Annotated in this window: 20 protein-coding genes and 1 pseudogene; 15 read left to right on the forward strand and 6 right to left on the reverse strand. The window is 64.3% G+C overall.

From position 1 onward, the window contains the following. The 10 genes from drmB to LDO11_RS04035 all read left to right on the forward strand — a co-directional run bounded on the left by drmB (window position 1) and on the right by LDO11_RS04035 (window position 9,105). Window positions 1-1,857, forward strand: a complete 1,857-nt coding sequence (gene drmB, locus LDO11_RS03990; protein WP_232140440.1) for a DUF1998 domain-containing protein — start codon at window positions 1-3, stop codon at window positions 1,855-1,857. Window position 1,858: 1 nt separating this feature from the next. Beyond that, window positions 1,859-2,620, forward strand: coding sequence for a DISARM system phospholipase D-like protein DrmC (drmC, locus tag LDO11_RS03995; protein WP_232140441.1), 762 nt, complete (start codon window positions 1,859-1,861; stop codon window positions 2,618-2,620). A 132-nt stretch (window positions 2,621-2,752) separates the two neighbouring features. Then, complete coding sequence (locus LDO11_RS04000; RefSeq protein ID WP_232140442.1) at window positions 2,753-2,944, forward strand: hypothetical protein; 192 nt, start codon at window positions 2,753-2,755, stop codon at window positions 2,942-2,944. Window positions 2,945-3,029: 85 nt separating this feature from the next. After that, complete coding sequence (locus tag LDO11_RS04005; RefSeq protein ID WP_232140443.1) at window positions 3,030-3,986, forward strand: DUF932 domain-containing protein; 957 nt, start codon at window positions 3,030-3,032, stop codon at window positions 3,984-3,986. Then, a complete protein-coding gene (locus LDO11_RS04010) occupies window positions 3,986-4,495 on the forward strand; it encodes a JAB domain-containing protein (protein ID WP_232140661.1) in 510 nt (169 codons plus the stop codon). Before LDO11_RS04005 ends, LDO11_RS04010 begins: the two co-directional genes overlap by 1 nt. A gap of 207 nt (window positions 4,496-4,702) precedes the next feature. Further along, on the forward strand, window positions 4,703-5,002 hold the full coding sequence (locus LDO11_RS04015) for a hypothetical protein (protein ID WP_232140444.1): 300 nt from the start codon (window positions 4,703-4,705) through the stop codon (window positions 5,000-5,002). Between the two features lie 89 nt (window positions 5,003-5,091). Beyond that, window positions 5,092-5,583: an antirestriction protein ArdA gene (locus tag LDO11_RS04020; RefSeq protein WP_232140445.1), complete on the forward strand. Its 492-nt coding sequence runs from the start codon at window positions 5,092-5,094 to the stop codon at window positions 5,581-5,583. A gap of 93 nt (window positions 5,584-5,676) precedes the next feature. Then, window positions 5,677-6,639 (forward strand): YqaJ viral recombinase family nuclease, encoded by a 963-nt coding sequence (locus LDO11_RS04025; protein WP_232140446.1) that lies wholly within the window; start codon window positions 5,677-5,679, stop codon window positions 6,637-6,639. 24 nt (window positions 6,640-6,663) lie between these two features. Continuing rightward, a complete protein-coding gene (locus LDO11_RS04030) occupies window positions 6,664-7,563 on the forward strand; it encodes a recombination directionality factor (RefSeq protein ID WP_255683235.1) in 900 nt (299 codons plus the stop codon). Between the two features lie 252 nt (window positions 7,564-7,815). Beyond that, window positions 7,816-9,105 carry a hypothetical protein gene (locus LDO11_RS04035; protein WP_232140448.1) on the forward strand — a complete coding sequence of 430 codons (1,290 nt, stop codon included), beginning with the start codon at window positions 7,816-7,818 and terminating at the stop codon, window positions 9,103-9,105. A gap of 38 nt (window positions 9,106-9,143) precedes the next feature. Here the strand turns inward: LDO11_RS04035 and LDO11_RS04040 are convergent, their stop codons facing one another. After that, window positions 9,144-10,496 (reverse strand): YagK/YfjJ domain-containing protein, encoded by a 1,353-nt coding sequence (locus LDO11_RS04040; protein WP_232140449.1) that lies wholly within the window; start codon window positions 10,494-10,496, stop codon window positions 9,144-9,146. A 329-nt stretch (window positions 10,497-10,825) separates the two neighbouring features. Further along, window positions 10,826-11,074, reverse strand: coding sequence for a helix-turn-helix transcriptional regulator (locus tag LDO11_RS04045; RefSeq protein ID WP_232140450.1), 249 nt, complete (start codon window positions 11,072-11,074; stop codon window positions 10,826-10,828). Window positions 11,075-11,634: 560 nt separating this feature from the next. Between LDO11_RS04045 and LDO11_RS04050 the strand changes: the two genes are divergently transcribed. The 3 genes from LDO11_RS04050 (at window position 11,635) to LDO11_RS04060 (ending at window position 14,332) form a co-directional block, all read left to right on the forward strand. Continuing rightward, entirely contained in the window at window positions 11,635-11,946 is a 312-nt protein-coding gene (locus tag LDO11_RS04050; RefSeq protein WP_232140451.1) for a hypothetical protein, read from the forward strand. A gap of 74 nt (window positions 11,947-12,020) precedes the next feature. Then, window positions 12,021-13,514 (forward strand): DUF3987 domain-containing protein, encoded by a 1,494-nt coding sequence (locus tag LDO11_RS04055; protein WP_232140452.1) that lies wholly within the window; start codon window positions 12,021-12,023, stop codon window positions 13,512-13,514. A 62-nt stretch (window positions 13,515-13,576) separates the two neighbouring features. Continuing rightward, window positions 13,577-14,332 (forward strand): restriction endonuclease, encoded by a 756-nt coding sequence (locus LDO11_RS04060; protein ID WP_255683282.1) that lies wholly within the window; start codon window positions 13,577-13,579, stop codon window positions 14,330-14,332. A gap of 78 nt (window positions 14,333-14,410) precedes the next feature. Here LDO11_RS04060 and LDO11_RS04065 read toward each other — a convergent pair whose 3' ends face one another. Beyond that, window positions 14,411-15,688: a V-type ATP synthase subunit E family protein gene (locus LDO11_RS04065; protein ID WP_232140454.1), complete on the reverse strand. Its 1,278-nt coding sequence runs from the start codon at window positions 15,686-15,688 to the stop codon at window positions 14,411-14,413. A gap of 566 nt (window positions 15,689-16,254) precedes the next feature. On the opposite strand from LDO11_RS04065, the gene LDO11_RS04070 reads away from it, so the two are divergent. Both LDO11_RS04070 and LDO11_RS04075 read left to right on the forward strand, forming a co-directional pair. Next, window positions 16,255-17,286, forward strand: coding sequence for a TraB/GumN family protein (locus LDO11_RS04070; protein ID WP_232140455.1), 1,032 nt, complete (start codon window positions 16,255-16,257; stop codon window positions 17,284-17,286). Between the two features lie 98 nt (window positions 17,287-17,384). After that, on the forward strand, window positions 17,385-17,729 hold the full coding sequence (locus LDO11_RS04075) for a hypothetical protein (RefSeq protein ID WP_232140456.1): 345 nt from the start codon (window positions 17,385-17,387) through the stop codon (window positions 17,727-17,729). A gap of 105 nt (window positions 17,730-17,834) precedes the next feature. Here LDO11_RS04075 and dxs read toward each other — a convergent pair whose 3' ends face one another. From dxs to LDO11_RS04090, 3 genes and pseudogenes are all read right to left on the reverse strand, one after another. Beyond that, window positions 17,835-19,748: a 1-deoxy-D-xylulose-5-phosphate synthase gene (gene dxs, locus LDO11_RS04080; RefSeq protein ID WP_232140457.1), complete on the reverse strand. Its 1,914-nt coding sequence runs from the start codon at window positions 19,746-19,748 to the stop codon at window positions 17,835-17,837. Window positions 19,749-19,812: 64 nt separating this feature from the next. Continuing rightward, window positions 19,813-21,009, reverse strand: coding sequence for a hypothetical protein (locus LDO11_RS04085; RefSeq protein WP_232140458.1), 1,197 nt, complete (start codon window positions 21,007-21,009; stop codon window positions 19,813-19,815). A 355-nt stretch (window positions 21,010-21,364) separates the two neighbouring features. After that, window positions 21,365-21,925 (reverse strand): annotated as a pseudogene (locus LDO11_RS04090) (HNH endonuclease); the annotation flags it as partial. Window positions 21,926-21,978 lie beyond the last annotated feature (53 nt).

Below are 21,978 nucleotides of genomic sequence, written 5' to 3' on the forward strand. Positions count from 1 at the left end.
ATGACCACCAATAGAACACCCGTCGGGGAAGTCCGCCCCAGTCAACTGCTCTGGACGTACGGACCGGGTGCGCTGATCGATCTGCCGAGCCTCTCGGTGGTGACACTGGGCATCGACCAGTGGGAAAAAGATCGCTGCCAGCCCATTGCCGAGCCGCGCCTGCTCGCCGCCGTGCACAAGGTGCTCGGCGCGCAGGTGGAGAACTTGCGCGTGCCGCCGTTCCAGAAGAGCGAACTCGTCGATCCGTGGTCGGCGGAAGCGAACATCGGCGTCCCCGTGCGCCCGTTCCCGCGCTGGATGCGATGCGTGAAGTGCGGCCTGCTGTCACCCTTCGACGCGGGGTTGTTTGAGATCAAGGAAAACCGCTTCCGTCCGGAGCGAACGCGCTTCGTCCATAAGGGATGCCGCGGCTCCAAGGGCGACCAGCCGGCGAAGGATGCCGACGCCGTGCCGGCGCGTTTCCTATTGGCCTGCCGCGATGGTCACCTCGACGACTTCCCGTGGCACTACTTCGTCCACGGCGGCAACAGTTCGTGCAAGGGAACGCTGCGCTTCTTCGAGAGTGGTGCTTCGTTGCAGACCGAGAACCTGTGGGTGAAGTGCGATGCCTGTGGCGCATCGCGCAGCATGGCGCACGCCTTCGGCAAGGCCGGGAAGGAAAACTTGCCGAGCTGCCGAGGCAGGCACCCCCACCTCGACCACTTCGACGAGGAGTGCGACGAGGAAGCGCGGGCCGTCCTGCTGGGTTCGACGAACAGTTGGTTCCCGATCACCCTGTCGGCGCTCGCCATCCCACAGGCGAAAGACCCGCTCGGCCAACTGGTTCAGGATGGCTGGGAGTTCTTCGACGATCTGGATTCCGAGGCCGCCGTCGCCGTGACGGTGAAGACGTTGAAGAAGACCGGAGCCTTGCCGGGCATCGACAAGTACCCGACATCGGACATCTGGGCAGCCATCGAAGCCCATCGCAACGGTGGCGGCCAGGAGATGGTTGGCGAAGCCGACATCAAGGGGCCGGAGTGGGAAGTGCTGACGGCGGCCAATCCGCCTGCCGACTACCCGCACTTCATGAGCAAGAAGGTCGCCACGCCACCCGGCTTCGAGAGCCGGATCGGCAGGGTGTTGTTGCTGGAGAGGCTGCGCGAGGTCAATGCCTTGTTGGGCTTCACCCGCGTGGAAGCGCCCGAGGAATCGAGCGATCCGAACGAGCGTCCGCAGATGGCGGGCCTCGCACGTCGCAAGCCGGATTGGGTTCCGGCGAATCAGGTTCACGGCGAGGGCATCTTCATCCAGTTCGACGAAACGGCGCTGCAGACCTGGGAGGCGCTGGCTGGCGTCAAGCGTGTGGATGGAATGCTCGAAGGTGGCCATCGCGGATGGCGCAATTCGCGTCACCTCGATCCGAACGAGGGCTACCCCGGCATTCGCTACGCCATGCTCCACACGCTCTCGCACCTGCTGATCCGCGAATTGGCCCTGGAATGCGGCTACAACGCTGCGAGCATCCGCGAACGCATCTACGCCGACGTGTCGAGCGCGAATCCGCAAGCGGGCATTCTCATCTATACGGCGGCAGCCGATTCCGATGGAACGCTGGGTGGCCTCGTCGATCTCGGCAAGCCGGACAACCTCGGGCGGCTTTTGCGGCAGGCTCTGAATCGATCGAAGGTCTGCTCGTCCGATCCGCTCTGCTCGGAACACGATCCGGGCAAAGACCGCTCATTGCACGCGGCGGCCTGCCATGCGTGCAGCCTGGTCGCCGAGACTTCGTGCGAGCGGGGCAACCGTTACCTCGACAGATCGTTGCTGGTGCAGACCCTCGATCGAGGGGATGCCGCGTTCTTCGCGAGGCTGTGACGTGGAAAGGCTGCTGGAAGCCGTCACAGCCGTGGTCTGTCTCGTTTCGCCGGAGAAGGTGCGGGCGCTGGCGGGTGCGATACGGAAGATCAAGGATGCGAAGGCGAGCGTCGCCCTGTCGGATGTCGTCGGCACGGCCACGGCCAAAGCTGTCGTCGAACAGCTCGTCGATGCTTGGCGGGTCGCGTCGGTCGGCTCCGGAGAGCTGGCCTCAATGCTGCTTGCCGCCAGCCATGCGTTCGAGAACGTGTCGAAGCACCAATCCACCGAACTCGTGTGGACGGGGCCGACGACGCCCTTCGTTTCTGCGCGCCGCACCGAGCAGGCGCTGCTGCAAGTCATCGGAGCGGCCAAGCAGACCCTGTTCGTCACTAGTTTCGTGGCCTACGACGTCTCGACCATCGTGAAGGCATTGAACGACGCGAGCACACGCGGCGTGAGCATCTCGATGCTGCTCGAATCGTCGCAGGATCATGGCGGCAGTATCTCGTTCGACGTGATTGGCAAGATGCGGATGCTGGTTCCCGCCGCGAAGCTCTACGCTTGGCGTGAACGGGCGGCCCCGTTCGCGGACGGGCGGGTTCACGCCAAGGTCGCGGTCGCCGACGGCGCCGTGTGCTTCATCACCAGCGCCAACCTGACCGGTCATGCGATGGAGCAGAACATGGAGGCGGGCGTTCTTCTAGCTGGGGGTGGGATACCGGAGTTGTTGCGCGATCACTTTTGTGCGTTGGTGGGCACTGGGGTAGTTTCACTTACCTGACGTGCTATTTCACAGTGAATCTGCTGCTGCAGACATCACCATGCTCCACGGTGTAATTTTTCTCCTGAAAAATACCGGCATATGACTTAAGTTCCGAAGAAATTTCAGGTCTATAACATCCGCATGTAGCCGGTGATTGCTGGCTTCGCGCATGACGCAGCGCTGGTCGCGTCTTTGCAGGAGTCAATGAAGATGATGAAGAGCAAGGTCGAGCTGATCTATTGCGTGATGGTCGTGGCGACGGCTGTTCTGGCCGGCGTCATGAAATGCACGGCGAGCGCGACCTGCAGCAGATGCAGTGACTTGGTCGATCCGTTCGACTGATCCCCAAACCCTTTGGTACCTCGCACAAGGCCCGGCATCGACCGGGCCTTGTGCGTTTGTGCCGCCAACAACAAGGAATACGAAGATGCATTTGGTCGAGACGATGGCCTATGCCGGCGAGAGGCCGTGGCATGGCTTGGGCAACCGGCTGGCGCCGCAGCAGCCCATTGAGGTGTGGAAACGGCAGGCCGGCATGGACTGGAAGATCGAGGAAGCGGAGGTGCGCTATATCGCTGGCAACAACGCCATCGGTGCCATCCATTCGTTCCCGGAGCAGAAGGTGCTGTACCGCTCCGACAACCGTACGCCGCTGTCGGTGGTGTCCAAGCGCTTCCAGGTCGTGCAGCCGGGCCAGATCCTGGAGTTCTATCGGGACCTGACCGCCAGCAGCGGCTTCGAACTGGAAACGGCCGGTGTGCTGCGCGAGGGCCGCAAGTTCTGGGCGCTGGCCCGTACCGGGCAGAGCACGACGCTGAAGGGCCGGGACAAGGTGGATGGCTACCTGCTGTTGGCCACCGCCTGCGACGGCACGCTGGCCACCACCGCCCAGTTCACCTCGGTCCGGGTGGTCTGCAACAACACCCTGTCGATCGCGTTGGGCAATGCCACCGGGGCGATCAAGGTGCCGCACCGCAGCCAGTTCGATCCGGAGGTAGTGAAGCGCCAGCTGGGCATCACCGTCTCGTCCTGGGATGGCTTCGTGGCCCGGATGAAGGCGCTGGTCGAACGCCCGGTGGATCCGGACTCGGTGGAAGGACTGCTGCGTCGGGTGCTGACCTATACCGGGCCGGACGGCAAGGCCACGGTGGTCAACGAGCAGGCCATGGCCAACGTGAGGTCGTTGTACGAAGGCGGTGGGCGCGGCGCGTTGATGGCCTCCAGTCGCGGTACGGCGTGGGGTCTGCTCAACAGCGTGACCGAGTTCGTCGATCACCATCGGCGTGCGCGCAGCGACGATCACCGCCGGGATGCGGCCTGGTTTGGGCCGGGTGCCCAGATCAAGCAACGGGCCTGGGACGAAGTGATGAAGCTGGTGGCGTGATGCAGGCCCGGTCACGCTTGCGTGCCTCAACCGTTGCTCGGGCGGCCCGCTCGGAAGGGGCCGTCCGGGCGCGGGAGGACCGGACCATCGACCAGGCGCTGCGGATCCTCGAGCAGAGGCTCCGTGGGCTGGGCCCGTCGCTGAGCGAGGTGGTCACGTGCGGCGCGTTCTTCCGGCTACGGCTGGGCAGTGAGGAGCGGGAGCATTTCGAGGCCGCCTTCCTCAATACCCGGCACCAGCTCATCGCGGTGGAGCGGTTGTTCTCCGGCACGGTGGATGGGGCGGAGGTACATCCGCGCATCGTGGTCCAGCGGGCCTTGGCCCTGAACGCGTCGGCGGTCCTGCTGGCCCATAACCACCCGAGCGGTCATGCCGAGCCGTCGGCAGCGGATCGTGCGCTGACGGCCCGGTTGAAGAGTGCGTTGGGGCTGGTCGAAGTCCGCCTGCTGGATCACTTCGTGGTCACGGCGGGCGAAGCGATGTCGATGGCTGCCCGGGGATGGGTCTGAAGACGCGTGTGTTCGACGAGCGGCGGCATCCACCTTGAAGTGGCATACACGCCCGGCACTCCGCCGGGCGTTTTCATTTTCAACGACGACAGGAGAACAGCATGAACGGACAGATGACGGGGCCGGATCTCGATGCCTGCGTGGTCCGGGCTGAATTGCGGTGGGAGGCGGATGGGCGATGGCGGGTGCAGGACGCGCCGGGGGCAGGTGGCGATGGTTGAATCGACGGCCAAGGCGCTTGTCGGACGCCGTATCGCCGACATTCCGGCCGACGCCGGCAGCTTCATCTGCGTGGCGCTGGTGAAGCCCCGCAGCCCTCTGGCACGGGACTGGAATCTGCCCAAGCCGGCGTTCTGCCTCTATGAGTACACCCGTTGGGCAGTGCACAAGCACGAAATCCGCTGGGGGGATGGCAGCGGCCAGCGAATCGACCCGGAAGACTACGACAGCCTCGTTCTGGTGCACGAGTTTGACGAAGAGGCGCTGGCCGTCTTGTTCGACGGTTGACCCCGGGTGGTCATACGGGTGAAGCCGTGACCTGCGCGTCTGCATATCAGGGCCGCCATGTGCGGCCCTTTTTTTCATGGGAGTGGGTGATGGCGCGCATCTGCGTGGCTCGCGATGCAAGCAAGGCGGCGGGCCATCGGGGCAGTCGATGGCTCGAAGTGGTCGATGCCGAGGTGCTGCACAAGGAGATTGCCGGACTGTTGGCGCAGGAAGCGCGCGAGGGTGACGCGGCATGGGCGGTGCTGGCCTACGAAGGCTTACCCGACTTCGGTCCGCACCCGAATCTGGGCGAACTGTTGGCCTGGTTGGACGCGGTGGACGAGTACGGTCCGCCGTTCGAGGCGCTGTGGGCCACTGGCTCCTTCGACCGCGTGCTGCAGGCGGCCGAGGCGTTCGCTGACAGCTACCAAGGGACCTACGCCGATACCGCCAGCTGGGCGTGCCGCACACTCGCCCTGATGGGGCAGTCGATCAAAGCTCAGGCCGATCCGGAGGCCTACGCTTGCGCTCTGGTCGCCAGCGGGCAGGTGCGCTTCATTCCTGCCGTTGATGGCGGCCTCCACGTGTTCTGGAACGACTGAAGCAAGCTGGCGATCCCGGTCGGGATCTCCGACTAATCGAAGTACCACCACACAGGCCGCCCTCCGGGCGGCCTTTTCATTTGGGAGAACGCGATGGGAAGAAAGACGGCCTTACGCCTGGTGGAGACCCGCACGCTGGATCGCGGGCAGTGGCTGGAAGTCCGCAAGGGCGGCATCGGCAGTTCAGATGCCGCCGCGGCAGTGGGCCTGAACCCGTACAAGAGCCAGTTGGAGCTGTGGCTGGAGAAGACCGGACGGGCGGCAGGAAACGAAGGCGGCATCGACATGGACTCGCCGATGCACTGGGGCACGCTGCTGGAGCCCTACGTGGCACAGGCCTACCAGCAGAGGACGAATCGCCGCGTGCGCAAGCTCAATGCGGTCCTGCAACACCCGACGTTTCCCTTCATGTTGGCGAATATCGACAGGGAGATCGTCGGCAGTCCCGAGGTGCAGATCCTGGAGTGCAAGACTGCTGGCGAATTCGGCTCGCGGCTGTGGCGCGATGGCGTTCCCGAGCACGTCCAGCTCCAGGTCCAGCACCAATTGGCGGTCACCGGCAAGGCTGCGGCGGACGTGGCGGTGCTGCTGTGCGGCCAGCAGTTGGAGATCCACCGCATTGAGCGGGACGACGCGGTGATCGCCCGTCTGATTGTGCTGGAGGCGCGGTTCTGGGAGCACGTGGAGACCGACACGCCACCGCCGGCCGACGGCAGCGCATCGGCGGACAAGGCCCTGCGCCAGCTCTACCCGGGTGGTGGCGACACGCTGGACTTCAGCGAGGACCGGCGGCTGTCCGGTGCCTTCGCCGAGCTGGTGACGCTGCGGCGTGAGCTGGAGGCCAAGGAAGGCCAGGCCGAACTGCTCAAGCAGACCCTGCAGCAGGCCATGGGCGATGCGGCACGGGCCGTGTTCGCCAGCGGCGAGGTGACCTACAGGCGGGCCAAGGACGGCACCCGCCTGGATACCCAGCGCCTTACCGCCGAACACGCCGATCTCATCGCCGCCTACACCGTGCCCAAGCCCGGTGCACGGCGGTTCGTGATCGTGGATTGATCCCTTCAAACACAGGAGTTCGACATGCTGAAAGGTTTGGCAATCACCCCGCCCGTGGTGGGGCGGATCTCCATCGGCCGCGTCGTGGAACGCAACGGCAAGCGGCTGCCGGAGAAGGACGACCAGTTCACCCTCACCAGCCAGGTCCAGAACCGGGACGGGTGGGTCCTGCATCCGCTTGATGAGGCGCTCAAGCGGGAGGCAGGCGGCAAGCTGCGCACGCTGCCGGTGCGGCTGCTGTTCAACGACCCGGCCCTGAACCTGCGCGCCGACTACTCGCTTTTCGACCGCGACACCGGCAGGCCGGTGTGCGTGGGCAATGGCGAGAGCTGCCGGCGCGTGGGCAACGAAGGCGTCGAAGGCCTGCCGTGTCCCGGCCCGGACACGTGCCGGTTTGCCGATGGTCAGTGCAAGGCCTACGCCCGCTTCAACGTGGTGATCGGCGACAGCCAGGACGACACGCTGGGCAGCTTCGTCCTGCGCACGACCTCGTTCAACACGATCCGCACGTTGGCCGCACGGTTGCAGTATTTCAGTGCGGTCTCGGGTGGGCGGCTGGCGTGCATGCCGCTGGAACTGAAACTGCGCGGCAAGTCCACGACGATGAGCTACCGGACGGCGATCTACTACGTCGATCTGGTGGTGCGCTCCGGCCTGGGACTGGAGCAGGCCATCGAAGAGGCGCGGGAGCTGGACCAGCGGCGACAGGGCAGTGGGTTCGACCAGGCGGCACTGGATGAAGCGGCACGCCAAGGGTTCGCCAACGGGGCGTTCGAGGAGCTGGAGGAGGACGTGCCGGCCGTGGTCGAGGAGTTCTACCCTGAAGCAGCGGGAGAAGGGGCTGGCGATCCGCTGGCGGGCAAGGCACCGACGAGTCTGGGCAGCAAGCTGGAAGCTAAGGTTGCACGCGCGGCGAATGGCTGATGATGGCCTGCAGTGAGCTGGTCAGGGCAAAAATCGGGGGAGGGCGCTTCGGCGTCCTCCCCATTGATGCAATGGATTCGCTTTTTGTCCGAAAGCGATTGATGCTGGCGCTTGGCTGTGGGTTCCTTGGACGCCGACAGCCCTGCAATCTTGCGTTGCGGCAGCCTGGTGCGTTCAGGGAAAATCGGAGGCAGTAGTGCCGGTCAATCTTGTTATGGGGAAATGATGAAAGAGGCGAGCGGAGAAGGGCGGATGCTGCCCTTCGCAGAGGTTGCTTGGCATCAGCTTTTTCAAGGCGGGGGAAACCCGATTCCCTATCTGATGAAGAGGGATGTCCCGCTTTACTTCAGGGTGGATCCGGATCGCCACCTCGTGTACCACACGTCAAAGCGCGTGCTTCCTCCAATGGGAGAGGAGCAACGGAAGCTACTGGAAGACATCTCGTGGATATCGGCATCGGCAGATGACCTGGACGCCGTACAGCTCCTTGGTACTGGCTTGCATGAACAGAAGATCGCTTACCTTCGCTTGAACAAGGATTCAGTCGAAGACCTGGTGCAATCTCGGTCATGCAAGGCACAAGGTTTCGTCGGCTGTGGGTTGGCGAAGTCCAGATCCTATCGGGTTGTCGGACATGACCGCAGGGGGCTCCCAATCAAGAGAATGGAAGAAGTCTCGACGATTGAGGATTTGGTAAAGGTTGAGTTTGATGTGGCCTTCATCATCGACAAGGACAAGTGGGAGGGCGCAAAGCGCCTCGGTGAGCCTGGGCTCCGTGTCGATTCCTCGGAGTTCCGGGCCGACGTGATGGTCCGAAGTGAAGACCTGTATCTGGATGCGACTGATATCGCAATGTTGAAGCAGGAGCGGCTGGCGACGATCAAGCGGATGGAGTATCCGTTCCGGCATGAGGAGCGCATGCCTGGCCTGTACTGGATGTTCCAGGCGGCTTACACGCTGAATGAGCTTGCAGAGTTGAAGGGTGGAAAAGGAGGGGTTGGCCTGTGGCTGAATGAAAACGCCCCTAGGACATATAGATACAAGAGCATACGGACAGCAAAAAAGTTTGTCTGGCCGGAAGTTGATCGTAATCAGGGCGGTGACGAGCGCGATGCATTTGATCTCGAGAGGATCAACAAGCTGCGTGGTGACGGGGCAAGATCGAGATATAAGCTCAACTTCACCAGCGATGGCTTGGCCATGATTCTTGCGATCGCCGATTGTTGGTATGAAATTATCGAGGTTGAACCCAATGCTGCCGTGGCTGGTCTTGCGCGAATGTTAATGGCGAATGGGTTCGCGGGATTGGAGGTTGGTGACCTGGTGTATCTGATCGGCGGGAAGCGTGTGGATCTGGCGGTCGAGTCCAATCTCAAGGCGTGGGTGGCCCAGCAGAATGAAGTGGCGAGAAAGACAGGAGGGGATGAGATGAGATGGAGGGATGTGATTGAAGGAACGGAACGCGAGAAGTTGCTCAAGAAGAGGGCTCGCGATGAGACGGAGCGTGACCAAAAGGAACGAAAGAAGAAAGGCGCCATTTAGGCGCCTTTCTTGCTTCTTCTGGATGTCATCGGGTCTGCCTACTTCGGCAAGTGACCATGCGCGGTAGGTGTCGTATCCCACGCGCCGTAGCGCGGCTTCAGGGCGGCTTGCTTGTGCTTGTGGGCAACCACGTAGGGGGTGGGGTCGAAGCCCGGCGGATAGGGGCTTCGCTTTCCGTCCAGCGCGCGATGCAACAGCGCCAAATGGTCCTGGCGCTTGCGCTTGGGGCCACGCTTATTGCGCGTGCCGCGAGGGATTGGCGTACCCCAGAAATTCTTGATCTTGTCGTTGCTGGTCTTCAGGATGCAGTCCTGCTTGCTGATGTAGTACAAGATCCACCGCAGGCCCACGAGGGATTCGATCCTCTGGAAGTCCTGCAGGCCCAGACCATTGAATGGCCAGGAGTGGCGGTCCTTGTAGCTGTTGTGGGCGCTACCGCGATCGTGGCCGATGCGTTGCAGCCACATCTGGCACAGGGCATCGGAGATATAGTCGACGCTGTGGCTGGTCTTGCCCTGCAGTCCCGCGTTTATCACCAAAAAAAGGTGAAAATGAGTGCCGCGGGAAATGCCGTTCTCGCGCTTGATGATGAAGCCCAGGTAGCCGGGGAGCAGGTTGCGCTTGCAGGCCTCGCTGCGCAACGAGCGGAGGAAGTCTTTCGCCGCCTTGTCGGCGGCTTCAGAGTGGCTGAAGTCCTTCCAACCGGTACGGAAGGTCAGGTCAATGCGCAGGAAGCACAGGCGGGAGTGCTTGCCAGCAAGGTAATAGATGAAGTCCCGCGCACTCTTGAAATTGTCATTCTCCTTGCGCGTATGCGCCTTCGCGGCATTGATGTACTTCCACGAACGGCTCACGCGGCGCACGAAATGCGCCAGGCGGCGCGTCAGGACGCCGATCTCCAGGTCATGACTGATGTTGCTGCCGTTGACATGGCACCGGGAAATCCGCTTGGCGTGGCGCTTCATTGCGCGCAGCATCACCGTGACGATCGGGTGGAAAACGTGGTTCGCCCAGGCGGCACCCCAGTGGTTGTTGTCGGCATAAACGTGGCAGCACTCGACGATGCTCTTGCCTAGGGGCTTGAGCTTGACTGCAGGCAACGAGGGGCCGCTCGGACGGAGCGGAGCCCGGGTGTCCGCGCATGGAGCGCCATCGCTAGCAGTAAGGGCAGCATGGAGCGCAATCAGCTGTTCGCAGTGCTTCTTGAAGCGATGGTCGTCCTGGCCACCGACCCACACGTTGCGGTCGGGGAGATGGTATTTGACGTGCGTGTCGACGATATCCTGATAGCGTCCTTCGCGTGCGATCACGTCGGCGATCGCGCGCTTGAGGCTGCCGGGATCGGCGGGCGTGCTGTTGTTCGATGTTGGGGTTTGGTATTGGGGTTGCATGTTCTTGTTCCTGTTACTGGAAATGGCGCTTCCGGTCTGGATGAATCGGGGGTTGGTGGGATTGGTTGCCTGTCTGTTCTGGCATCCATGTCGGATGTGGGAAGGTGGTGTGTCGACTGCTCTTTAGTCAGTAAAAGCGGCTGGATACGAAGGAAGTGGGTGGATGTAGTGGATGGTTAATGAGGTAGCTAAGAAGCACTGCAATAGCACTGCAATTAGCTAACAAGTACCGGATTTCCGTGATGGACGGAGACCGGTAGATGGGTGGGGTCGCATGACCGTTAATTGGTCAAATTGCCCCTTTCGGCATGAGCGAAACGCTTGTCGAGTTAGCGCGCAGACGGGCGTTCAGCCACCCACTGGAACACGACGTTGGCGCTCCAGCCGACGGCACGCTTGCCGATCTTCTTCGGTGGCGGGAAATCGCCATCCGCTATGGCCTTGTACAGGGTGCTTTTCTTCATTCCGACGATCTCGCACACCTGATCGAGGCGCAGCAGGGTGTCAGGCGGGTAGGTGCGGACGTCGTCGGTCGGGTAGCGACGCAGCGCCCAGTCATTCGCGGGGATGTTCGACATCTTGTTGGTCCTCTGTGGAAAGGGGACCGTAATAGGACACTACAAATCCGACGCGAGCGACGATTCCACGGAATGTTCCGAACATTCCTGAGCGGCCCCGGAGCGTTGCGTGCGCCGTACAGCCGGCGCTACCGGGAGGACTCTACGTCGGCGCAGTTGCGGCGCCGCATCAGCGCGGGCACCTGACTCCAATTCGGCAGGCGGGTGCCCGCGGCGGCTCGCGTGCTTGGTGGCGAAGTGGTGGCCGACCACCGCGGTGACTGCCGGGACGACCTGATGACCGGCGAGGCGGAGGGGTGACTGGCCGACCTTCTGGCGCGCAACCGGTGCGCATTTCGTCCCGCACTGCACCTCTTGCCGGTTGACGCCTCCTGTCTGCCATCGCAGCGGGTCGGTGACGGTATTGCGCACCCTACGGGGTTAACTCGACAAGTCCACCAACGTCCACATGATCAGCTTGCTCGCCCTGTAACGGACGGAATGTTCGGAACATTCCGCGAAAAGGTGGCCTGCTATTTCTGGAGGGTGTTCAATGCGCGCGTTTTCAATGCGAGGTCTGTATGTCGTCGAACAACGCGCTGGATCCCGAACTGCTTGCCGAACTGGTGGGCGACATCGACGGGCTGGGCATCGAGGTGCTGTACCTGCGTGCGGCTAGGGCCTCCATCCGGAGGGCCGTGTCTGAACGTGGCGTGCCCTTGGATGCGATCTGCGTATCGGTGAACCAGCGACTGAGAGCGCTGGGCCGGACGGTCGAGCCCCGCCATGTCCAGGCAATCCTGGATGAGCAGAAGATGGAGGGGGATGCGACGGAAAGCGTCTTCGCGGCGTCGTTCCAGGGCAGGGCGCCACCGCCTCGCGCGCCCTCGTGAGTTGGCCAACTGCTGATTGCTAATTTGCCGCGCCACTTGCGTGTCGCGCCTGCTTGCCTGAACGGAGTCACCCCATGCTTTATCCGTATCCCGATATGTCCCGGGAATGCCCGATCGATGCCCTGCCTGACCTGCTTTTCAGCGCGGCCAGCGAGGTCCGCCAGCTTGAAGAAGATGTGCCGGCCGAGTGCCTGCTGATGGATGCCGTTGCCGCTTGCGTGGTGCCCGTGCAGCGCTTGTACGACGTGCAGGGTCTGGATGACAGGACCATGCCGACGACGGTCTTTATGCTGGCGCTTGCGCCCAGTGGGCGAGGCAAGGGGACGTCGTACCGTGAGTTCTTCAAGCCCTTGATCGAACACAATCGGCAGGCCGGGTTGGCTGTCGGGAAAATCCGCGCAAGGAAGCGTTCGCATGAGAAGGCGGGCTTTCCGGTCGATGGCCCGGAGTTCCGGGAACCAGACGGGCGGATGCTGACCATGATCAGCTACCGTGCGCTGATGGAGTGTCTGGATGGCGAGGCGCGCTCGGTCAGCATCAACGACGAGGACGGCGGAAGCTTCCTGGAGAGCGATCTGTTCACCAGGATGGGCGGCAGCCTTACCAAGCTCCACAGCGGTTTCGACCTGGATCACGTCGTCAAGGACGTGGACTTGATTGCCATTGATGGTCGTTGTTCGCTCGGGATCCGCCTGCAGGGTGAGGTGTTCCATCCGGTGATGAAACGCACCAACAACAAGAGCTTCAAACAGGGGATTTTGGGGCGGGCCGTGGTGGCTTGCCATGATCCCAGTCGCTTCGAAGCCTGCAAAATCCACATGCCGACGAGCTGGCCCGGAGGCGGGATGAAGGAGCTTCATAGCCGCCTGAAAGGCCTGATGGACAAGGCCGACAAGAAGCAGGCGAAGGGTGAATTGGTGCGGGACAAGATTGCCCTTGGCCATGAGGCCAAGGCTTTCATGGCCGAGCTGAAGTTCCGCCTGAAAGGATGGCGTGAGACCTGCTACGACGAGCAGATCGAGCCGGCCGTCAATCGTGCGTGGGAGAACACACTGCGGATAGCAGCGGTGTTCCAGATCGTGTGCGGAAAGGGTATGGAGATCAGCTTGGAGATGGTCCAGCGCGCCTGGGTGATCGTGCAGTGGTCATTGACCCAGCACCAGATGATCTTCGTGGAGGCGTCCAAGCTCGAGCCCAAGTCCCCGGTGGCTCGAGCAGATGGTCCCTTCACCAAGCCATGGCCGGCCAAGATAAGAGCTGCCAAGCCTCCCAAGCCGCCGCGCCCGATTCAGGACGCCCAGTGGCTACTGGAGTGCTTCGCGAAGGTAAGCGGGGGGCGTGGTCAGGCGCTGCTTGCCGAAGTGATCGTGTTGGCCGGGCTGCGCGGACCGCGTCTGGAAACCGCCATGGCATGGCTCAAGCTCAACGGGGTTGTCGAGATCGTTGGCCGTGGTGAGGACGCGATGATGCGTATTCCGGGCGTGGTGGCCGACAGCTCGCCGCGAGTGCTTTCGCATCTGCAACGAGGGCATATCCGCCCACCAGCTGGCCGCTGGTGGGCTTCCTGAAGGTATGCTTCCTGTGCGTGGGGTTTCACAATGGGGAATGCTCCGGGGAGCAAATCATCGTTATGGCAAAGAGAGCGACGTGCGGGGCACCGGATTGGGAGATCTATGAGCGACTGGTCGCCCACATGCTTGCCCAACAGTCGGAAACCGATCTGTGCGTCACGCCAAACGCGCACATCGTTGGCAGGATCACCGGTGTTCGTAGGCAGATCGATGTCCTGATCGAAGCGCGGCACGATACTGACAATAGCCGCCGAATCATCGTGGACGCGAAGAAAAGGTCGAGGAAGGTCGATGTCAAGGAAGTAGAAAGCTTCCGGGGACTCATGGAGGACGTCGGTGCAACCCATGGCTATCTGGTGAGTCCAGTCGGTTATACGAAGGCGGCGGAGAGGAGGGCTCAGTCAGCTGTCTCTATTCGCATCGTGACACTGGACCGCTTGGAAGGTTTCGACCCTTCGACTTGGCCTCAATGCCGAAAAAAAGGTTGCGAACACGGCCGCGTATTCTGGGATGGGTATCCGGAGCTTTCCGTATTGCTCCATCCGGTCGATGGGTCGGCACCAATTACCGTCTCGTCCCTGCACTATGTCGGGAAGTGCGACCGCTGCGGAAGGTTCCATGTTTGGTGCCTTGCCTGTAACGATATCTTGGCACCAACCGAAGACGAAGATGACTGCGGACACCATTGCAGCTGCAAACCTCTATGGTTCTGGCTTGCTTCGATCGAAGAAGATGAAGATGGGTATAGGTCAGCCGAATTGCACGTCTGCCTCGCAACGGGTCAGGTAGGAACTGTCGATAGGCGGTCGCTTTGAAGTTTGGTTGGTTTGGCCATAGGCGCAGTCGCGAAGACTCCCTCGGGACGATCCTGATGCCGTTGCGATTCGAGGGCGTTACTCCTCCTCTTCGAAACACTTGGGCGTGTAGCGCTCAGCTGGTGCTTTCCAGGCCTGGAAATGTGGCATGGGGTCGGTCGGGCCAATAAGTTCACGTGCCAGTGCCAGACGCGTCTGCATCGGGGTGCGTTCCGACTCTGGTAGGCCAGCGATGTCCCGTTCCAGATTCTCGAGAAATTCGGAGCGTGCCTTGATCTCTGCCCAGCTTCGGATGACTGCATCCAACTGCTGCCGGCTTTGCTGGAACGATTCCTCGGTCTTTCGCTTGTTTTCTTTGATCTCGTATTGACGCCACTCCGCCTTGAGTCGCCGCAATTCTTCGGCCATCTCCAGCTCGGCCTGTGCGACGCGTTCCGATTGCTTTTCAACCACGGCCTCGATACCGGCGACGATGGTTGGAATGCGGTCGATCAATAGCGAAGAGGCTGTTTCCAACCAGTGCTCGGCCAGGTCCACACGGGCATGGGGCGTATAGGCATCCAGCCGTAGTCGGCCGGTCGGAACGTCACGCGTGGTCGTCCAAGTCGGGTCCGCCTGGTAGCGCGATCGGGCGCGAGATGGCGCGTAGTCGGCCTCGCGCACGTAGTGGCCGCCCACGTAGCGCATCACAACCGATTCGGAGGTCTCGACGATGGAGAGTCCAACCTGCTGTTCGCCTACATGGACAACAGTCATGCGCTTGGGTGCCCACAAGCCGTAATACGAGGTGCAGCCAGGGCGACGGAAAGGGGGCTCCATGGGGTCGATGGCCGGACGACGCAGCCGGTCATGGAGCGTATCCAGTAGGCCTACCCGGTGGCCTTTGTTTTCCAGGGCCAGAAACAGCGCATTGGCGAACGCCAGGGCGCGGGCGAGGGTGGCTTGGGTGGAGGTGATGTCCACCAAATTGTATTTGTAGGGTTTGAGGTAGCTGCCGTCCTGGACCTTTCGCGTGTTATGGAAATGGCCCATCGCACCCTGGATCAGGCCATGGGTCTTAAGGCGTTCGGTCGCGGTCTTCCGCGTTGGCTGCTCGCGTGGCATTGAGCGACGAACGGGAGGCCCGCTGCCGCCGGGCTCCCAGTTGGTCGGTTCACCGGGGAGGGGCTTTGGGAGGGCGGGGTGGGGCGGCGCTCTCCCGGCCGCCTTCTTGGCCCAGTATCCCCGGTCCGGGCGGGGTACGCGGAGGGAGTCGCAAACGCGTGCCAGATAGCTGCCTGACACGCCGTAACGTGCGGCCAGCGTTAACAGCGGCTCGGTCCAGACAGCTGCGTAGAGTTCCTCGCGTGTGGCCATGGGGCCTCCGTCGATCAACGGCAGGTGGTTGCAGGGATGCTTCCACTGGCGACCGTACATCCCAGCATGGCCAGTCTGCGGGATATCTGTGCTTGTAGAGGTGCTGGACGATGCCGGCCTGAGCAGGCGGCCACTTGGTCTGACGTGCGGCTGTCGGGTATCCTCGCTAAGGGAGATTGGAGGGGCTCTGAACCCTGCGGGATCGCAGTTTCAGTCTTGGAACCGCTTAAGTGCGCGCCTTCTGGGGGCAACTTTGGGGGCAACTTCAAAATTGAACTTGGCATGAATCCACGCAAATAAAGGGATTCAAGGTATTGTTCGGTAGAGGCTACCGACCAGATCCGGCCACCGCGTCAGCGCGGCAGGCCCAAGAGAAACCCCGGGATTCCGGGGTTTTTCTGTTTCCGGGCGTGTGATCTTCCATGCCTCCGCCGTGACTGCTCCGGTCGATCGTTGTCGCGACCTCACGCTATTGCCGAAGTCCGGCCAATTCCTGCCGGGGCGCGGGAACTTGCCGGCCGCCCCGCGTTCGAACGCTCTCCGATTCCCACATGAATGGAGCACGCATGGCCGTTGCACACGCAGGGACGCTCGCCGCATTGCTGATGCTGGCGCTGGCACCGGGATCCGCCGCAGCGGCTGACGAGGTCGCACCAGCATCCGTGCAGGCGCAGGAGGGGCGGGTCGTCGACCTCGAGACGCTGGTGGTGTCGGGCGCGCAGCCTGGTCCGGGCATGTGGAAGGTCTCGCGTGGCGACCACACCCTCTACCTTCTCGGCACGGTATCGCCGCTGCCGCGGCGGATGGAGTGGGAATCGGCCGAGGTCGAATCGGTGATCGCACGCTCACAGGCGGTGATCGGGCCGCCGACGGTGTCAGTGGGCACCGCCGACGTGGGGTTCTTCCGCGGCATCACGCTGGTCCCGGCGCTGCTGCGTGCCCGCAACAACCCCGGCAAGCGCCCGTTGCGCGAGGTCGTATCGCCCGACCTCTACGCACGCTGGGAGGTGCTCAAGGCGCGCTACATCGGCCGCGACCGCGGTGTGGAGCGCCGGCGCCCGTTGCTGGCCGCGCAGGAACTCTACGAGGCGGCGTTGCGCCGCTCGGGCCTGCGCACGACAGGAGTGATCTGGCCGGTGGTGACCGCCGCCGCGAAGTCCGCGGACGTACCGGTGATCGACAGTGTGGTGCGCGTGCCGGTCGAGGACCCGAAGGGCATCCTGCAGGAACTCAACACCAGCGACCTGGCGGACCGCGAGTGCTTCGAGGGCACCATGGCGCGGATCGAGACCGATCTCGACAACATGCGCGCGCGCGCGAATGCGTGGGCGGTCGGTGATATCGAGGGCCTGGCCGCGCTACCGCACGAGAATCACTACAGCGCCTGCCAGCAGGCCCTGACCGGCAGCGTGCTGGCGCAACGGCTCGGGCTCGACGACCTTCCCGAACGCGCGCAGCAGGCGTGGCTGGAGAACGTCGAACAGGCGATCGAACAGCACCAGGTGAGCTTCACCATGCTGTCGATGCACCAGTTGCTGGGCGAAGGCGGAATGCTGGAGCGCCTGGCCGCGAAGGGCTACACCGTCGAATCGCCCTGACTGCAGCCCGGCGCGGGGCCTGCGCGCCGGTCCTGCAGCTTGCGCCTGCTTCACGGCGCGACTGGGAGGATGGCCGGGTGTCCTTACAGGAGTCCGTCATGGTGATGCCAACAGGTCGAGAAGTGCCGCCGCCGCCGCAGGAGGATCCGGATGACGGCAGCCCGCCGCTGCGGGCACCGTCCGGCGAAAGCGAGGGCGCGGTCCGCGAGCCGGGACAGGACGCGGACGTCAGGGCCGGCAGGAATCCACCCTACAAGCACGATCCGCCCGAGCGCGCGGACCCCCGCCCGGAAGCCGACGCCAGCCTCAATCACGACGGTGCGCAGGGCGTCCATGACCGCAAGGCGTCGAAGGGTGACGACTTCGGCCGCGAGAACAACCCCAGCGCGGAGGGCAACGATCCCAGCCTCACCAGCGGGCCGACCCGCGAACGCAAGATCTGAGCTGGCGGGCTGGGATATCCGCGCGCCGCGATCGTCGCGGTCGCAGGCGCGGCCCGAATGAAGATCCGTGGCCCGCCTGCGCGTCGATGCGCAGGCGGGTAGCGGTCAGCCGCCGACGGCAGCCACGGGGCCGGCGCGCTCGGCACCGAGGTCAGGCCAGCGGCGCAGCACCGCGGCCCGGATACCGCTCACGTCCAGGCCCGCCTCGGCAAGCAGCTGCTCGCGGCTGGCGTGATGCTGGAAGGCATCCGGCAGGCCGAGATGCAGCACGGGCACGACGATGCCTTCCGCATTGAACAGTTCCGCCACGCCGGAACCCGCACCGCCCATGACCACGTTGTCCTCGAGGGTCACGAAGCCTTCGTGGTCGCGCGCGAGTGACAGCAGCAGTTCGCGGTCGAGCGGTTTGACGAAGCGCATGTTGACCACGGTAAGCCCGAGTTCGCGGCCCACTGCTTCGGCGGCGGGCACCAGCGCACCGAATGCGAGCAGGGCGACACGTGCGCCGCGCTGGCGCAGTTCGGCCTTGCCGATCGGCAGGGTGTCGAGTTCGTTGCCTGCGGCAACACCGGTGCCGCTGCCACGCGGATAACGCACCGCGGCCGGTCCCGCGTGGCGCAGGCCGGTGGTCAGCATCTGCCGGCACTCGCGTTCGTCCGCCGGCGCCATCACCACCATGTGCGGCACGCAGCGCAGGAAGCTGAGGTCGAGGTTGCCGGCATGGGTGGCGCCGTCCGGGCCCACCACGCCGCCGCGGTCGATCGCGAACAGCACGTCCAGCTCCTGCAGGGCGACGTCGTGCACCAGCTGGTCGTAGCCGCGCTGCAGGAAGGTGGAATAGATCGCCACCACCGGCTTCGCGCCTTCCACCGCCATGCCCGCGGCCAGCGTCACCGCGTGCTGCTCGGCGATGGCGACGTCGAAATAGCGCTCCGGGTACTCGCGGCTGAAACGCACCAGGCCGGAGCCTTCGCGCATAGCCGGGGTGATGCCCATGAGCTTCGGTTCCGCCGCGGCGGCATCGCACAGCCAGTCGGAGAACACCTCGGTATACGTCGGCTTCGATGCGCCGCCCTTGGCGACCAGGCCCTTGGTGGGGTCGAACGGCGACACCGCGTGGTAACCGATCTGGTCGCCTTCCGCGAGTTCGTAACCCTTGCCCTTGGTGGTGATGACATGCAGCAGCTGCGGCCCCTTGAGGCCCTTGAGCGTCTTCAGCGCGGCCACGACTTCCTCGACATCGTTGCCGTCGATCGGCCCGGTGTAGTGGAAGCCCATCTCCTCGAACAGCGTGGACGGCACGAACATGCCCTTCCAGTGCTCCTCCCAGCGGCGCACGAACTTCGCCGGCGGGCTGTTCTTGTCGCCGAGCAGTTTCTTGCCGCCCTCGCGCAGCGTGTTGAGCGCCTTGTTGCTGGTCAGCCGGCCGAGCATGCGGGTCAGCCCGCCGACGTTCTCGGAGATCGACATCCGGTTGTCGTTGAGGATCACCAGGATGTCGGGCTCGGGTTCCATGCCGCCGGCGTGGTTGAGCGCCTCGTAGGCCATGCCGGCGGTCATCGCGCCGTCGCCGATCACGGCCACCACGCGGCGGTCGTTGCCGGCGCGCGCGTTGGCGATCGCCATGCCCAGTGCCGCGGAGATCGAGGTGCTGGAATGGCCGACGCCGAAGGTGTCGTACTCGCTTTCGTCGCGCTTGGGGAACGGCGCCACGCCGTCCTTCTGCTTGACGGTGTGGATGTTGTCGCGGCGGCCGGTCAGGATCTTGTGCGGATAGCACTGGTGGCCGACGTCCCAGACGATGCGGTCGTCGGGGGTGTCGTAGAGATAATGCAGCGCGGTGGTCAGCTCGATCACGCCCAGGCCGGCGCCGAAATGGCCGCCGCTGCGGCCCACCGATTCGATCAGGTAGGCACGCAGTTCGTCGGCGATGGCGGGCAGCTCGGCCTCGTCGAAACGACGCAGGTCGGCGGGGGAATCGATGCGCGACAGGCGCGGATAGCGCGTTGGATCAGTCATCGCGACATTGTCCTCCCCCCCGCAGTGAGGGGCAAGGAAGCCGCACCCGGTGACGCGCGCTGCGCTACTTGCGGATGAAACGGCTGAACAGGCCCTGGCGCGGCGGTGGCGCCACTTCGGGCTGCGGTTCGACCCAGGGCTCGGCGAAGCCGGTGGCGAGGTTGGCATTCACGAAGTCGGCCACTTCCGACAGCGGCGTACCGCTGGCCTCCGCGATCTCGGCGATCGTCGCCGGGCCCTTCATCATCGCGGTGGCGATACGGAAATGCCGCGGGAACTCGCGTTCGGTCTGCGGCCACTTCAGCAACTGGTAGCGCGCGTCGGGCTCCGACCCCGGAAGCAGGCTGCCGTGTCCGGCCAGCAGGCCGCCATACCAGGTCAGCCGCGACAGCGGGCGGGCCTCGCTGCCGGCGGTGCCCGCGTTCCAGGCGGCCTCATCGACGGCTTCGAAGTCGTCGCGCTCGAGCGGCCCCGCAAAGCAGGTACCCAGCGGCTTGAGCTGGGCGGGGCCGATATAGGTCTGCGCATCGGCATCGATCCACAGCGCCGGGCTGTCGGCGCGTTGCAGGCGCAGACGCCCGCGCAGCTCGTTGGCCAGCAGCCAGTCGAACAGGCCACGCTCGCGCGGCATTTCCACGGCGGGCTCGAGCCGTGCGGAAACCGGCGTGACCACGGGTTCGGGTGTGTGCGTGGTCGGGATTGACGACTCCGCAGGTTCGGGATCAGGCCTCTGTGCGTCGGCCTCCGCTGCGTCGTTGGCGGCCTGCAGCGGTTCGGGAGCCGGCACTGGCGGCGGCTCGGGGGCGGGCGGAGCAGCGGGTCCGCTGGCAGGCCAGGTAACGGGGGCCGCAGGTGGTGCTTCCATCGCCTGCGCCTGCGCCTGCGGGGCGGGTGCTGCATCACTCCCGGCACGTGCGGTGGGCACCGATTCGGCCAGCGCCGCCAGGTCGACTCCGGCATGTGCCGCGACCTGCCGCAGCATGCCGATCATCGCCAGCGTGTCGAACGGACGACCGAGGCGGAGATCCGCCTGCGTGCGCGGTGCCGACGTCAGCCCGATGACCTGCTTGCCCGCGGCGTGCAGGCGCAGCCAACCCATCGGCCCGTACATGCTGTCCATGTCGATGACGACGTAGTCCGCCGCGGTCTCGTCGACCAGCTGGAAGTGCCCCTGCAACTCGCTGTTGGCGGCGTCGAAGGCCGCGCGCAACGCGGTCTCGGTCGCCTTGTCCATGCTGGTCAGGCCAACAGTCAATGCCATGGAAGTCCGCCCCTGTCGAATGGCGGCGAGTGTAACGCGTTGTTTCAGCTGTCGCGGGCGTGCCTGCGCGGCAGGTGGTTGCGCAGGAACGCCATCTGGTCGGCGAGGGTGAGTCGGGCCGCTTGCGAGCGTCCGGGGGACGCTCGCGGCCGGACGAACGCCCGCCATCGGCGGGCCGGCATCCGCGCAGTGCGCGGTGTCAGCTGTCGCGGGCGTGCTTGCGCGGCAGGTGGTTGCGCAGGAACGCCATCTGGTCGGCGAGGGTGAGTCGGGCCGCTTGCGAGCGTCCGGGGGACGCTCGCGGCCGGACGAACGCCCGCCATCGGCGGGCCGGGCATCCGCGCCGTGCGCGGTGTCAGCTGTCGCGGGCGTGCTTGCGTGGGAGGTGGTTGCGCAGGAACGCCATCTGGTCGGCGAGGATGTTGCGGTTCGACAGGATCAGGTGTTCGATCCAGCTCGGCCGGTAGGGCACCGCGATCAGCGGCATGCCGGCCTGCGCCGGGGTGCGGCCGCCTTTGCGGGAATTGCAGGGGAAGCAGGCGCTGACCACGTTCTCCCAGACGTCGCGCCCGCCCTGCGACAGCGGCTTGACGTGGTCGCGGGTGAGTACCGGCCGGGTGAAGCCCTGGCCGCAGTACAGGCACAGGTGCTGGTCGCGCGCGAACAGCGCGGTATTGGTGAGGGTGGGCGTGGGATCGAGCGCCTTGGTGCGTGCATGCCCGCGTGCGGCGATGATCGGATGCAGGTCCAGCACGCTGCGTTCGCCGCTGCGGCGGTTGATGCCGCCATGCACCTGCAGGCAGGGGTCGCCGAGGGTCCAGGCCACCGCGTCGCGCGCATACAGGCAGGCGGCGTCCTGCCAGCTCATCCAGTCGAGCACGCGCCCGTGGGCGTCGAGCGACAGCAGGCGGACCCGATCGAGCCGCGCGATGGACGGCATGGCGTGCGCATCGAAAGGTGACGCGGACG

The sequence above is a fragment of the Alterluteimonas muca genome (genome assembly GCF_021191595.1).
GTDB classification, from domain to species: Bacteria; Pseudomonadota; Gammaproteobacteria; order Xanthomonadales; family Xanthomonadaceae; genus Luteimonas; species Luteimonas muca.